The organism is Acidovorax sp. GW821-FHT09A11, assembly GCF_059418365.1.
Genome location: NZ_JBWKPS010000014.1, coordinates 1 through 14016, shown reverse-complemented (window position 1 = coordinate 14016; position 14016 = coordinate 1). Strand labels below are relative to the sequence as shown.

Here is a 14016-nt window from a genome sequence, read left to right as displayed (position 1 = left end):
CTGAGGCGCTGCGCGCCGGGGCGGCCCTGGTGCGGCGTCTGCTGGCCTGGGCCGCGCCAGTGCCACGGGTTGTGGGTGGCGCGAACGCAATGGAAAACTGAAATGCAAAGACGCACACTGCTCTTCATCGCGCCCGCGGCCCTGCTGTCGGCCTGCGGTTTTCGCTTGCGGGGCGTGCCGGAGTTCGGGTTCGACTCGCTCTACATCGCGGCCCCCGCGGGCTCGCCGCTGGCGCGGGAGCTGCAGCGCACGCTGGACGGGTCGGGCAGCAAGCTGCAGGTGCTGCGCGACCCGGCGGCCCTGCCCACCGCCGAGGCCATCCTGGACCTGCTGCAGGAGCAGCAGGAGCGCGTGGTGGTGGGGCTCAACGCCTCGGGCCAGGTGCGCGAGCTGCAGTTGCGGCTGCGCATCCGCTTCAGGCTCCGGACCCCGGCGGGCACCGAGCTGATCCCTGACACCGAACTGCTGCAGCAGCGCGACATCAGCTACAACGAAACCATCGCCCTGGCCAAGGAGGCCGAAGAGGCGCTGCTGTACCGCAACATGCGGACCGACCTGGTGCAGCAGTTGATGCGCCGGCTGGCCGCCGTGAAGCGGTAGCCGGGGGGCGGCGACGCCAGCGGCCGGGCCAGGCCCGCTCCACGGCGTCCCGCGCGGGGGGCGCGCCCGTTTCAGGAAGCGCTATGGAGCGCCGCCTGCGGGGCGCGCAGGCCCGATGGCACGCGCATCAGCGTGCTCTTGCCGAACAGCGACTCCACCAGGTCCACGGCCAGCACGGCGGTGCGGTTGCGCACGTCCAGCGCGGGGTTGAGCTCCACGATGTCCAGCGACGCCAGGCGGCCGCTGTCGGCGATCATCTCCATGCACAGCTGGGCCTCGCGGTAGGTGGGGCCGCCGGGCACCGTGGTGCCCACGCCGGGCGCGATGTCCGGGTCCAGGAAATCCACGTCGAAGCTCACGTGCAGGTGGGTGTCGGCATCCAGCCCGGCCAGCGCCTGCTGCATGGTCTGGCGCATGCCCACCTCGTCGATGTAGCGCATGTCGAAGACTTCCAGGCCCTGCTCGTGCACGAAGCGTTTTTCGCCTTCGTCCACGCTGCGGATGCCGATCTGGCGGATCTGGCCGGGGTGCAGCGCGGGGCCTCCGCCGGGCATCCGGGCTAGCTGCGTCAGCTCCTTCGGCCCAAAGCCGCACAGGCAGGCCACGGGCATGCCGTGCACATTGCCGCTGGGCGTGAGGGCGCTGGTGTTGAAGTCGGCATGCGCATCAAGCCACAGCACGCGCAGCTTCCTGCCGGTCTCCGCGCAATGCCGCGCCACGGCGCTGATGCTGCCCAGGCCCAGGCAGTGGTCGCCGCCCATCAGGATGGGCAGGTGGCCGCGCCGCAATTCGGCATACACCGCATCGAACACGCGCTGGTTCCACTCCACGACTTCGGGCAGGTGGCGGTAGCCTTGCTGCGGGGGCTGCCAGGGATTGGCCGGCCCGCTCAGGTTGCCCCGGTCGAACACCCGCAGGCCGTGGCTTTCCAGCGCCGGCTGCAGCCCGGCCACGCGCAGGGCCTCGGGGCCCATGGAGGCGCCGCGCGCGCCCGCTCCCACGTCGGTGGGGGCGCCCAGGAGGCTGATGGATGGCGCGGGGAGGGGCGGGGTGGAGGTCATGGTGCGAGGCCTTTGTGGGGAACGGACGGTGCCGGGCGCCCGGGGTGCTGGGTGCCCGTGTGGGTGGCGGGGTGATTGTCGGGGCGGGGAGCGCCAATGAAAAGCAGGACAGCTGCGCAATCGGGTGCGTGTACCGTGCAATCTGCAGGCCTGTGCTGGCGATCTGCGGGGTTTTCTGTGCCCCTGGCCTCCTGGTGCGCCAGGGTGCCAGGGCAAGGGGATAAACTTTGCCGCATGCAAGTCGCCCTGGCCCAACTCTCCACGCATCTCCAACGGGGCCTGTCGCCGCTCTACGTGCTGCATGGCGACGAGCCCCTGCTGCAGCAGGAGGCGGCCGACGCCATCCGCGCCACGGCCCGTGCGCAGGGCTATACCGAGCGCAGTTCCTACACGGTGGCGGGCGCGCACTTCGACTGGAGCGCGGTGCTGGCGGCGGGCGGCTCGCTCAGCCTGTTCGCCGACAAGCAGATCGTGGAGATCCGCATTCCCTCGGGCAAGCCCGGCAAGGACGGCAGCGTGGCGCTGCAGCAGGTGGCCGAGTCCGCCCGGGGCAACGACAGCACGCTCACGCTCGTGATGCTCCCGCGCCTGGACAAGGCCACACGCACCGGCGCGTGGTTCGCGGCGCTCGAATCGAGCGGCACCTCGCTCCAGATCGACCCCATCGAGCGCGGCATGCTGCCGCAGTGGATCGCACAGCGCCTGGCCGCCCAGGGGCAGCGCGTGGTGGCGGGCGAGGAGGGGCAGCGCACGCTGCAGTTCTTTGCCGACCGCGTGGAAGGCAACCTGCTGGCCGCGCACCAGGAGATCCAGAAACTGGCCCTGCTCCACCCGGCGGGCGAGCTGACGCAGGCCCAGGTCGAGGCCGCCGTGCTCAACGTGGCGCGCTACGACGTGTTCAAGCTGTCCGAATCCGTGCTGGCGGGGCAGGTGGGGCGGGTGCAGCGCATGCTCGACGGCCTGCAGGCCGAGGGCGAGGCCGAGGTGCTGGTGCACTGGGCGCTGTCCGAGGACATCCGCGCCCTCAAGCGCGTGAAGGATGCGATGAACGCCGGGCGCCCGCTGCCCATGGCCCTGCGCGAGAACCGCATCTGGGGCCCCAAGGAGCGCCTGTTCGAGCGCATCCTGCCCAAGGCCAGCGACGCGGCACTGGCGCGGCTGCTGCAGTCCGCGCACACGGTGGACGGCATCGTCAAGGGCCTGAAGGCGCCCGACTGGCCGACCGACGGCTGGCAGGCGCTGCAGCGCCTGGCGTTCCAGCTGTGCCGGCTGACGCAGGCGGCGCGGTGAGCCGCGCTGCGCCTGGTTCCAGATAAAAATAGCCGCTACCGCTTGTCCATCAAGCGCTGGAAGCTATCAAAATGGTAGTAATGATCAGGCGGCGTCCAGCACGCCGCGTGCCTTGTCCACCCACATCTCCAGGTTGGCGACAAGATCCTTCTGGCTGAACGAGCAGCTTTCTTCCGAGAACAGCGCGCTGGATTCGAGCCGGTCCAGCAGGCCGTGCAGCACCTCGGCGTAGCGCGGGGGCAGGGCGGCCAGCAGGTCGGTCTGGGCGCGGGCGGTGGTGCTCAGGGCGGACGCCGACAGCGTGCCGTGGCTGAAGGCCTGCAGGGCGTCGTGGACAGGTTGGAGCAGGTGGGCGCGGGTCATGGGCGGCTCTGGAAGCGGGGGATGGCGGCGGGGTGGCAAGGGTAACAGGCGCTCGGTGGGCCGCACAGAGGGTATCTGCGGCAAAATCGCCGGATGAACGCCCTCAACGTCGCTGAATACACGCACACCCTCGGCCAGCAGGCCAAAACGGCCTCTGCGCTGATGGCCAAAGCGCCAGCAGCTATCAAAAACAAAGCACTCAAGGCCCTGGCCCGCCTGCTGCGCGAGAACGTGGAGGCGCTGCAGATCGACAACGCCCGCGACCTCGAACGCGCCCGCGCCGCCGGCCTGGCCGAGCCGATGGTGGACCGCCTGAAGCTCGGCCCCAAGGTGCTGGAGACCTGCGCCGAAGGCTGCGAGCAGCTGGCGGCCATGCCCGACATCATCGGCGAGATCCTGGGCATGAAGCAGCAGGGGAGCGGCATCCGCGTGGGCCAGATGCGTGTGCCGATCGGCGTGTTCGGCATGATCTACGAGAGCCGGCCCAACGTGACCATCGAGGCCGCGTCTCTGTCCATCAAGAGCGGCAACGCCTGCATCCTGCGCGGCGGCTCCGAAGCCATCGATTCCAACAAGGCGCTGGCCAAGCTGGTGCAGCAGGCGCTGGCCGAGTCCGGCCTGCCGCAGGACGCGGTGCAGCTGGTGCAGACCACCGACCGCGAGGCCGTGGGCCAGCTCATCGCCATGCCGCAGTTCGTGGACGTGATCATTCCGCGCGGCGGCAAGGGCCTGATCGAGCGCATCAGCCGCGATGCCAAGGTGCCCGTCATCAAGCACCTGGACGGCAACTGCCACACCTATGTGGACGACCCCTGCGACATCGCCATGGCGGTGAAGGTGGCCGACAACGCCAAGACGAACAAGTACAGCCCCTGCAACGCGAGCGAAGGCCTGCTGGTGGCGCGGGGCGTGGCGGCCGACTTCTTGCCGAAGATCGGCGCCGTGTACGCCGCCAAGGGCGTGGAGATGCGGGGCTGCCCGCAGGCGCTGGCCATCCTGCAATCGGTACAAGGCGCCCAGCTGGTGCCCGCCACCGAGCAGGACTGGAGCGAGGAGTACCTGGCCCCGATCATCAGCGTGAAGGTGGTGGATGGCGTGGACGAGGCCATCGCCCACATCAACCGGTATTCGAGCCACCACACGGATGCCATCCTCACCACCAACCATATGCACGCCCAGCGGTTCCTGCGCGAGGTGGATTCGGCCAGCGTGATGGTGAACACCAGCACGCGGTTCGCCGATGGCTTTGAGTACGGGCTGGGCGCCGAGATCGGCATCAGCACCGACAAATTCCATGCGCGCGGGCCCGTGGGGCTCGAAGGCCTGACCTCGCTCAAGTACGTGGTGCTGGGCGAGGGCGAGGTGCGGACCTGATTTGCTCCATTTTTCATAGCTGGTAGCGCTTGCCAGTAGTGCGCTGACGGCCCATACCACATGAAAATCATCATCCTCGGGGCGGGCCGCGTGGGCCAGAGCGTGGCCGACAGCCTGGTGTCGGAGCGCAACGACATCACCGTGATCGACACGGACGCCGCGCGCCTGCGCGACCTGGAGTCGCGCTTCGACCTGCGCGGCGTGGTGGGCAACGGCATCGAGCCCGCCGTGCTGGCCGAGGCGGGCGCGCAGGACACCGACCTGCTGATCGCCTGCGCTGCGCAGGACGAGACCAACCTGGTGTGCTGCAAGATCGCGCAGCTGGTGTTCAACATCCCCAAGCGCATCGCGCGGGTGCGCTCCACCGGCTTTGACCTGGACACGCGGCTGACCGGCCCCGAGGGCTTTGCGGTGGACCGCATCATCTGCCCCGAAGAATCCCTCACGCGCTACATCGGCAAGCTCATCGAGTACCCCGAGGCCATGCAGGTGCGCGAGTTCGCGGGGGGGCGTGCCTGTCTGGTGTCGGTGCGCGCGCGTGCGGGTGCCCCCATGGCGGGCCACACCATCGGCCAGCTGCGCGAGAGCGACCCCGAGATGGCCATGCGCATGGTGGCCATCTACCGGCGGTTTCCGGACGAGCCGGACCGCTTCGTCGCGTGCGACGGGCGCACCCGCATCGAGCCGGGCGACGAGGTCTTCGTGCTGGCTGCGCAGGAGCACATCGCGAAGGTGCTGGCGGCCCTGCACCGGCCGCAGTCGCAGCCTTCCCAGCCCGTGCGCCGCATCATGATCGCCGGCGGCGGCCGGGTGGGGCTGCGCCTGGCCCGCCAGCTGGCGCAGGCGCCGGGGCGCTTCAACATCAAGATCATCGAGGACCACGCCGACCGCTGCGTCGAGCTGGCCTCGGCCCTGCCTTCCGAGGTGCTGGTGCTGCAGGGCGACACCACCGACGAGGACCTGCTGGGCGACGAGGGCATCGAGGAGGTGGACCTGTTCCTGGCGCTCACCGACGACGACGAGGACAACATCATGTCCTGCCTGCTGGCCAAGCGCATGGGCGCCAGGCGGGTGCTCGCCCTCATCAACCGCCGCAGCTACGCCGACCTGATGCACGGCACGCAGATCGACATCGCGCTGTCGCCCGCGCAGGCCATGCTGGGCGAGCTGCTCGCCTACGTGCGCCAGGGGGATGTGCAGGCCGTGCACAGCCTGCGCCGGGGCGTGGCGGAGGCGCTGGAGATCGTGGCGCGCGGCGACCGGAAAAGCTCGCGCGTGGTGGGCCGCAAGGTCAGCGAACTGGCGCTGCCGCGCGATGTGCACATGGGCCTGATCGTGCGCGGCCTGCCGGATTCGCCCGATGCGCCGCCCGGGGATCTGCGCGAGCCGCAGGTCATCATCCCGCGCAGTTCCACGGTGATCGAGGGCAACGACCACGTGGTGTTCTTCCTGCCGAACAAGCGGCTCGTGCGCGACGTGGAAAAGCTCTTCCGCGTGAGCGCGACGTTTTTTTGATGTCCCCCCCTGAGTTGATTCGCGCCTCCGTGCAGTTGCCAGAGGCACCAGCTCTTCGGGGCCGTCCCAGCCTGCGCAGGCACGCTGGGAGCCCCGGCCCCCAGCCCCCGCTCTCGCAGCGCTTCGCGCTGCGGGCAGGGGGACGCCGCCAGCGCACGCCAGCGAAGCGCCGCCTCTGCGGCGCGGCGGCCCTTGCGCGGCGGCCCTCGCCTGGGCTGCGCCAGTATCGGCAGCTGCATGCGATGCCGGCTGCCATGGACCAAGGACGCCCGTCATGACAGACATGTTTCCCGTCCTGCGCGTGCTGGGCATCCTGGTCATGATCTTTTCGCTGGCCATGGGGCTGCCGCTGGTGGTGTCGCTGTGGACGCGCGATGGCGTGTGGCACGTGTACCCGATCGCCATGGGCGCCACGATGGCGGTGGGGGCGTGGCTCTGGTGGCGCCTGCGCCTTTTCCGCCAGGAATTGCAGCCGCGCCACGGCGTGATGCTGGTGTCGCTGGTGTGGATGCTGCTGCCGCTGTCCGCCGCGGTGCCCCTGATGCTGGCGGGCCACCACATCGGGCGGCCGATGTCTTTCACGCATGCGTACTTCGAGGCGGTGTCGGGCCTGACCACGACCGGCTCCACGGTGCTCAGCGGCCTGGACGCGCTGCCCGTGTCGGTCAATGTATGGCGCACCTTTCTGCAGTGGATGGGCGGGATGGGCATCCTCATCCTGGCGGTGGCCGTCCTGCCGCTGCTGGGGGTCGGGGGCAGCCAGCTGTTCAAGGCCGAAGCGGCCGGGCCGCTCAAGGACGCCAAGCTCACGCCGCGCATGACGGGCACCGCCAAGGGCCTGTGGGGCGTGTATGCACTGTTTTCCGTCACCTGCGGCCTGGCCTACTGGGCGGCCGGCATGGGGCCGCTGGATGCGCTGATGCACATGTTCACCACGGTGAGCCTGGGCGGGCTGTCTTCCCATGACACCAGCTTCGGGTATTTCCAGTCGCCGCTGCTGGAGGCGATCTGCGTCTTCTTCATGCTGGTGGCCAGCTGCAATTTCGCGCTGTACTTCGTGGCCTTCCGCAAGGGCCACTGGGGTGGCTTCTGGCGCGACCCGGAGTTGCGCGCGACGCTTTTCTCGCTGGTGGGCGGGGGACTGGTGGTGGCGCTGCTGCTGTGGGCCAAGGGGGTCTATGCCCCGCTGGATGCGCTGCGCCACGCGATGTTCAATGTGATCTCGCTCGCCACCACCACGGGCTATGCCACCGTGGACTACCTGGCCTGGCCCGTGTTTGCGCCCGTGTTCATGCTGCTGCTGTCGGGCGTGGCCACCAGCGCGGGGTCGACCGGCGGGGGGATCAAGATGGTGCGCATGCTTATCCTGGCCAAGCAGGCGCGCCGGGAGATGAACCGCCTGGTGCACCCGCGCGCCGTGCAGCCCGTGTGCCTGGGAGGGGCCGTGGTGGACAACCGCGTGATCTTCTCGGTGCTCGCGTTCATGCTGGTGTATGGCGGCACGGTCTTCGGGCTCAGCATGGTCATGCTGCTGACCGACCTGGACCCGGTCACGGCGTTCTCGGTGGTGCTGGCCAGCGTGAACTGCGCGGGCCCGGGGCTGGGCAGCGTGGGCCCCGCGTCCACCTATGCCGTGCTGACCGATTTCCAGATCTGGGTGTGTTCGCTGGCGATGCTGCTGGGGCGGCTGGAGATCCTGAGCTTCATGGCCTTGCTCACCCCCGCCTTCTGGCGCCGGTAGCCAGCGCCCGCCACGGCTCGTGCCGCAGGCGGCTTGCGAATTTCCGGCCCGACCCCAACTCCCTACAATTCATCGCAATCGCTTCCCGAGGGCTTTCCATGGTTCCGCATCTCATCACGGCCCTCACCGGGCCGATCAACGAACTCGAACAGCGCATTCTCGACTCGATGCCCGCCATCGAGCGCTGGTTCCGGCTGGAGTGGATGGAGCACACGCCGCCGTTCTATACCTCGGTGGACATCCGCAATGCGGGCTTCAAGCTCGCGCCCGTGGACACCAACCTGTTTCCCGGGGGCTGGAACAACCTCACCAAGGAGATGCTGCCCCTGGCCGTGCAGGCCGCCATGGCCGCCATCGAGAAGATCTGCCCCGAGGCGCGCAACCTGCTGATCATTCCGGAAAACCACACGCGCAACACCTTCTACCTGGCCAATGTGGTGCAGCTGCAGCGCATCTTCAACATGGCGGGCCTGAACGTGCGCGTGGGCTCCATCAGTCCCGAGATCAAGAAGCCCACGCTCATCGAGCTGCCCAATGGCGACACGGTGACGCTGGAGCCCGTGGTGCGCACCAAGCGCCGCCTGGGCCTCAAGGACTTCGACCCCTGCACCATTCTGCTGAACAATGATCTCTCCGCCGGGCCGCCCGGCATCCTGGAAGACATCCACGAGCAGTACCTGCTGCCCCCGCTGCATGCGGGCTGGAGCGTGCGCCGCAAGAGCACCCACTTCAAGAACTACGAAGAGGTGGCCAAGCGCTTCGGCAAGATGCTGGGCATCGACCCCTGGCTCGTCAACCCCATGTACAGCCAGTGCGATGGCGTGGACTTTGCCGAGGACAAAGGCATGGACAAGCTGCAGACCACGGTGGATGCGCTGCTGACCAAGGTGCGCCGCAAGTACAAGGAATACGGCATCAACGAGAAGCCGTTCGTCATCGTCAAGGCCAACAACGGCACCTACGGCATGGGCATCATGACCGTGCGCGACGCCAAGGAGCTGGACGCGGTCAACCGCAAGACCAAGAACAAGATGGCCATCATCAAGGACGGCCAGCCGGTCAGCGACCTCATCATCCAGGAAGGCGTGCTCACGCAGGAGCGCGTGCACGAGGCCGTGGCCGAACCCGTGGTCTACATGATGGACCGCTACGTGGTGGGCGGCTTCTACCGCATGCATGCCGAGCGCGGCGTGGACGAGAACCTCAACGCCCCGGGCGCGAGCTTCGTGCCGCTCGCGTTCGAGCACAGCACGCACATGCCCCAGCCCGGCGTGCGCCCCGGCGTGAGCGCCCCCAACCGCTTTTACATGTACGGCGTGGTCGCGCGCCTGGCCATGCTGGCGGCCAGCTACGAGCTGGAAGCCACCAACCCGGACGCCGAGGTGTACGACTGAAACGGCGCCCCCGGGAAGCGGGGTGTCTTCTCCGTGTTCTCCCGGAGGGGGCAGGGCCGCGTCCCTTGGGGCGGGGCCGCCCCTGCGATCAGGCAGCGCCAGTTTCGCCGGGGGATTCCGCGCGGCCTGCCATGTCTGCGCCGGGCTGCCAAGGGCAAGTTGTTGCGTCGCAACATGGGGAGCTCCCCCCAGGCACTTGATCTGCCTCAGGCGCACAATAGCGTTCCCAAAAGTAACGGAACCCGGCAGCCCCTGTGTGCCGGGTGCGGTCAGTGCAAAGCTCCAAATCATCGCTCGCAGCGCTTACGCTGGGCGCCATCGGTGTTGTGTATGGCGATATCGGCACCAGCGTGCTGTATGCCGTCAAGGAGGTCTTCGGGTCCGGCCATGTGCCGTTCTCCCCAGCCAATATCTACGGCATCCTCTCGATCTTCTTCTGGACGCTCACCGTCATTGTTTCGCTGAAGTACGTGGTGCTGGTGCTGCGCGCCGACAACCACGGCGAGGGCGGGCTCATCGCCATGCTGGCGCTGGCCTCCCAGGCCGTCAAGGACAAGCCCCGGCTGCGTGGCGTGCTGCTGGCCGTGGGCATCTTCGGCACCTCGCTCTTCTATGGCGACGGCGTCATCACGCCCGCCATCTCGGTCCTGTCGGCCGTCGAAGGGCTGGAAGTCGTCTCGCCGCATTTCAAGCAGTACGTGATTCCGATCACCCTGGTCGTGCTCTTTTGCCTGTTTGCCGTGCAAAAGCGCGGCACCAGCGGCATCGGCAAGTTTTTCGGGCCCATCACCCTGGTGTGGTTCATCACCATTGCGCTGCTGGGCGTCTCGCACATCGTGGGGCATCCCGAGATCCTCTGGGCGCTGAGCCCGCACCACGCGCTGGGCTTCATGTGGGCCCATCCCGGCACCAGCTTCATCATCCTGGGGGCCGTGGTGCTGTGCGTGACGGGGGCCGAGGCCCTGTACGCCGACCTGGGCCACTTTGGCAAGCGCCCCATCCGCATGGCCTGGTTCGGCGTGGCCATGCCCGCGCTCACGCTCAACTACTTCGGCCAGGGCGCGCTGCTGCTGGCCGAGCCCGAGGCCGTGAAGAACCCGTTCTACATGATGGCGCCCGACTGGGCGCTGGTCCCGCTGGTGATACTGGCCACCATGGCCACCGTGATCGCATCGCAGGCGCTCATCACCGGCGCCTTCAGCGTGACCAAGCAGGTCATCCAGCTCGGGTACCTGCCGCGCCTGAACATCCAGCACACCAGCGTGCGGGACACCGGGCAGATCTACATGCCGCTGGTCAACTGGGGGCTGTTCGCCGCCATCGTGCTGGCCGTGGTGATGTTCCGCTCCTCCAGCAACCTGGCGGCCGCCTACGGCATTGCCGTGACGCTGGACATGCTGATCACCACCACGCTGACCTTCTTCGTGATCCGGTACGGCTGGGGCTACCCGCTGGCGCTGTGCATCGCGGCCACGGGCTGCTTCTTCGTGGTGGACCTGGCGTTCTTTGCCTCCAACCTGCTCAAGCTGTTCCAGGGCGGCTGGTTCCCGCTGATGATCGGCGGCGTCGTGTTCTCCCTCATGATGACGTGGAAGGAGGGGCGACGGCTGCTCAACGACAAGCTGCGTGCGGACGCCATCGACCTCAAGGACTTCCTGGAGTCGGTGTTCATCAGCCCGCCCACGCGGGTCGAGGGCACCGCCGTGTTTCTCACGGCCGAGACCGGTGCGGTGCCCAATGCGCTGTTGCACAACCTCAAGCACAACAAGGTGCTGCACCAGCAGAACCTGTTCGTGACCGTGCACAACCACGAGACGCCCTGGATCGGGCTGGACAAGCGCCTGCAGGTGGAGCCCCTGGGCCACGACTGCTGGCAGGTGGTGATCCACTACGGCTTCAAGAACGACCCGGACGTGCCGCGTGCGCTGGAACTGCTGCGCGGGCGGGGCTGCGAGCTGGAGTCGATGACCACCAGCTACTTCCTCTCGCGCGATACCGTCATCCCCACCATTGGCAGCGGCATGGCGCCCTGGCGCGAGAAGCTGTTCGCGCAGATGCACCACAACGCCAGTGGTGCGGCGGACTTCCTGCACCTGCCCAACAACGCGGTCGTCGAACTCGGATCCAAGATCGAGATTTGAGCGGGTTGGGGTCTTTTGGGCTTCAAGCGCTTGCTCATCAAGCGCCAATAGCTATAAAAATAATAGCAATCGTGTCCCCCGCCTTTCTGTGGTGGCGCGGCCGCCGGCGGGGATGCGTGGTGCCAGAATCCAGCCCATGCAATTTTTCAAAGACCTGAGCCTGTCGGCATTCACTGCCGGGTTCGTGGCCGTGCTGGTGGGCTTCACCAGTTCGGTGGCCATCGTGTTCCAGGCCGCGCAGGCGTTTGGCGCCACGCCGGCCCAGGTCACGTCCTGGATGTGGGCGCTGGGCCTGGGCATGGGCCTGTGTTCCCTGGTGCCCTCGCTCATCCTGCGCAAGCCCGTGATGGTGGCCTGGTCCACCCCTGGCGCGGCCGTGCTGGCCACGGCCGGCCTGGCCGGGGGCTTCACCATGGGCGAGGCGGTGGGCGCCTTCATGGTCAGCGCCGTCCTCATCACGCTGGCCGGCGTGACGCGCTGGTTCGAGCGGGCCATGGGGCGGATCCCCATGGAGATCGCCGCCGCCCTGCTGGCGGGCGTGCTGGCGCGTTTCGGCCTGCAGGCGTTTGCCGCCGCCCAGACGGCATTGCCGCTGGTGCTGACCATGCTGGTCGTGTACCTGTTTTCCCGCAAGTTCGCGGCGCGGTACGCCGTGGTCGTCACCCTGGCGGTGGCCGTGGTCTTCGTGGCCCTGCAGGGGAAGATGGCATGGTCGGGGGTGCGGCTGGAACTGGCAATGCCCGTCTTCACGGCGCCGCAGTTCAGCCTTGCCGCGACCATCAGCCTGGCGATCCCCTTGTTCGTCGTCACCATGGCGTCGCAAAACCTTCCCGGCGTTGCGGTGATCCGGGCCTCGGGCTATGACCTGCCCATCTCCCGCCTCATCACGCTGACGGGGCTCGCCACGCTCGCGCTCGCGCCCTTTGGCGCCTTCGCGCTGAACTTCAGCGCCATCACGGCCGCGATGTGCATGGGCCCCGAGGCCCATGAGGACCGCCATCGGCGCTACACGGCAGCGGTGTGCTGCGGCGCACTGTATGTGGCGATCGGTCTCTTTGGTGCGGTCATCACCGGCCTGCTGACCGCATTTCCCTCCGAACTGGTGGTGGCGATCGCAGGCCTGGCCCTGCTGGGCACCATCGGCAACGGCCTGGCGGTCGCCTTGCGCGAGGAGTCGCACCGCGAAGCGGCGCTCGTCACGTTCCTCGTCACCCTGAGCGGCGTGGTCATTGCCGGGGTGGGGTCGGCCTTCTGGGGCGTGGTCGCCGGCAGCTTTGCGCTATTTGTGCAACAGTACAGGCGTTCGCCGGCCCGGGGTGCGTGAGGCGAGCCCGGGTGAACCGCTGGCGCGGCGGCCGGGCCAACCGGGCGTTGCGGCCATCGTCTTTGCCCATATCTATATAGAGGAGCTAGCTGGCCAACCTGGCAGCGCCTCTCCTGCTACTTTCGATCCGACACCATGAAACTGCTCTTCATCGCCGATCCCCTGGAAAGCTTCAAGATCTACAAGGACACCACCTTCGCCATGATGCGCGAAGCCCATCGGCGCGGGCATACGCTGGCGGTGTGCGAGCCACGGCACATCACATGGCAGCGCGCAAGCAAGGTGAGTGCTCGGGTGCGCGACATCCGACTGACGGGGAATGCCAGCCCGTGGTTCGAGGCGCAGCCCGAACGCGTCGCCGCGTTGGTGGACTTCGACGCCGTGCTGATGCGCAAGGACCCGCCCTTCGACAGCGAGTATTTCTACGCCACCCATCTGCTGGAGCAGGCCGAGCGAGATGGCGCCCGCGTGTTCAACAAGCCCCGGGCACTGCGCGACCATCCGGAAAAGCTGGCGATCATGGAGTTTCCCCAGTTCATCGGGCCAACCCTGGTCACGCGCAGCGCATCGGACATCCAACGTTTTCACGCAGAGCACCGGGACATCATCCTCAAGCCGCTGGACGGCATGGGGGGCATGGGCATCTTCCGCGTGGGACCGGATGGCCTGAACCTGGGCAGCATCACCGAAACGCTCAATCGCGACGGCGCGCAGAGCGTGATGGTGCAGAAGTTTCTGCCCGAGATCGTGGACGGCGACAAGCGCGTGCTGGTGATTGGCGGCAAGCCCGTTCCTTATTGCCTGGCGCGCATTCCGCAAGGCACGGAGGTGCGTGGCAACCTTGCGGCGGGAGGCAAGGGCGTGGCACGGCCCCTGACGGCACGCGACCTGGAGATCGGCGAAACCCTGGGGCCCCTACTGCAAGAGCGCGGCCTGTTGCTGGCGGGCGTGGATGTCATCGGGGACTGCGTCACGGAAATCAATGTGACCAGCCCGACGTGCTTCCAGGAAATCTTCGATCAGACAGGGTGTGATGTCGCAGCCCTGTTCCTCGACGCACTGGAGACCGCCATGGCGGTCTCCCCCCGGTAGAGGGCAATTTTTTGGCTGGAGTCTTTTCTCGCCCTCCGAACTCATGCTATAGTCGAGGGCTTCGCTACTGAGGCGGTGCTGCAGAGATGCGGGGCGCTGGAGGTTTGGGTGATGATGGGGT

Annotated in this window: 11 protein-coding genes; 9 read left to right on the top strand and 2 right to left on the bottom strand. The window is 67.7% G+C overall.

All coding sequences use genetic code 11. The features are described from left to right. Positions 1–102: 102 nt before the first annotated feature. Complete coding sequence (locus tag AC07PV_RS23290; RefSeq protein ID WP_218297853.1) at positions 103–600, top strand: LPS-assembly lipoprotein LptE; 498 nt, start codon at positions 103–105, stop codon at positions 598–600. 71 nt (positions 601–671) lie between these two features. Here the strand turns inward: AC07PV_RS23290 and rocF are convergent, their stop codons facing one another. Then, on the bottom strand, positions 672–1661 hold the full coding sequence (gene rocF, locus AC07PV_RS23285; RefSeq protein WP_494631448.1) for an arginase: 990 nt from the start codon (positions 1659–1661) through the stop codon (positions 672–674). 234 nt (positions 1662–1895) lie between these two features. Here rocF and holA point away from each other — a divergent pair, with 234 nt between their 5' ends. Next, positions 1896–2951, top strand: a complete 1056-nt coding sequence (gene holA / locus AC07PV_RS23280) for a DNA polymerase III subunit delta (RefSeq protein ID WP_492806562.1) — start codon at positions 1896–1898, stop codon at positions 2949–2951. A gap of 84 nt (positions 2952–3035) precedes the next feature. On the opposite strand, the gene AC07PV_RS23275 is transcribed toward holA, so the two are convergent. Further along, entirely contained in the window at positions 3036–3314 is a 279-nt protein-coding gene (locus AC07PV_RS23275; RefSeq protein WP_369643630.1) for a hypothetical protein, read from the bottom strand. 93 nt (positions 3315–3407) lie between these two features. On the opposite strand from AC07PV_RS23275, the gene AC07PV_RS23270 reads away from it, so the two are divergent. The 7 genes from AC07PV_RS23270 (at position 3408) to gshB (ending at position 13895) form a co-directional block, all read left to right on the top strand. After that, positions 3408–4688, top strand: a complete 1281-nt coding sequence (locus AC07PV_RS23270; RefSeq protein ID WP_494631447.1) for a glutamate-5-semialdehyde dehydrogenase — start codon at positions 3408–3410, stop codon at positions 4686–4688. A 60-nt stretch (positions 4689–4748) separates the two neighbouring features. Beyond that, positions 4749–6203 carry a Trk system potassium transporter TrkA gene (gene trkA, locus AC07PV_RS23265; RefSeq protein ID WP_218297848.1) on the top strand — a complete coding sequence of 485 codons (1455 nt, stop codon included), beginning with the start codon at positions 4749–4751 and terminating at the stop codon, positions 6201–6203. A gap of 274 nt (positions 6204–6477) precedes the next feature. After that, a complete protein-coding gene (locus tag AC07PV_RS23260; protein ID WP_218297847.1) occupies positions 6478–7944 on the top strand; it encodes a TrkH family potassium uptake protein in 1467 nt (488 codons plus the stop codon). 98 nt (positions 7945–8042) lie between these two features. Beyond that, positions 8043–9338, top strand: a complete 1296-nt coding sequence (gene gshA, locus AC07PV_RS23255; RefSeq protein WP_218297846.1) for a glutamate--cysteine ligase — start codon at positions 8043–8045, stop codon at positions 9336–9338. 272 nt (positions 9339–9610) lie between these two features. Next, on the top strand, positions 9611–11479 hold the full coding sequence (locus AC07PV_RS23250) for a potassium transporter Kup (RefSeq protein ID WP_369643628.1): 1869 nt from the start codon (positions 9611–9613) through the stop codon (positions 11477–11479). Positions 11480–11615: 136 nt separating this feature from the next. Next, positions 11616–12803, top strand: a complete 1188-nt coding sequence (locus AC07PV_RS23245) for a benzoate/H(+) symporter BenE family transporter (RefSeq protein ID WP_218297844.1) — start codon at positions 11616–11618, stop codon at positions 12801–12803. A 135-nt stretch (positions 12804–12938) separates the two neighbouring features. Continuing rightward, positions 12939–13895, top strand: a complete 957-nt coding sequence (gshB, locus tag AC07PV_RS23240; RefSeq protein WP_494631446.1) for a glutathione synthase — start codon at positions 12939–12941, stop codon at positions 13893–13895. The last annotated feature ends 121 nt before the right edge of the window (positions 13896–14016 follow it).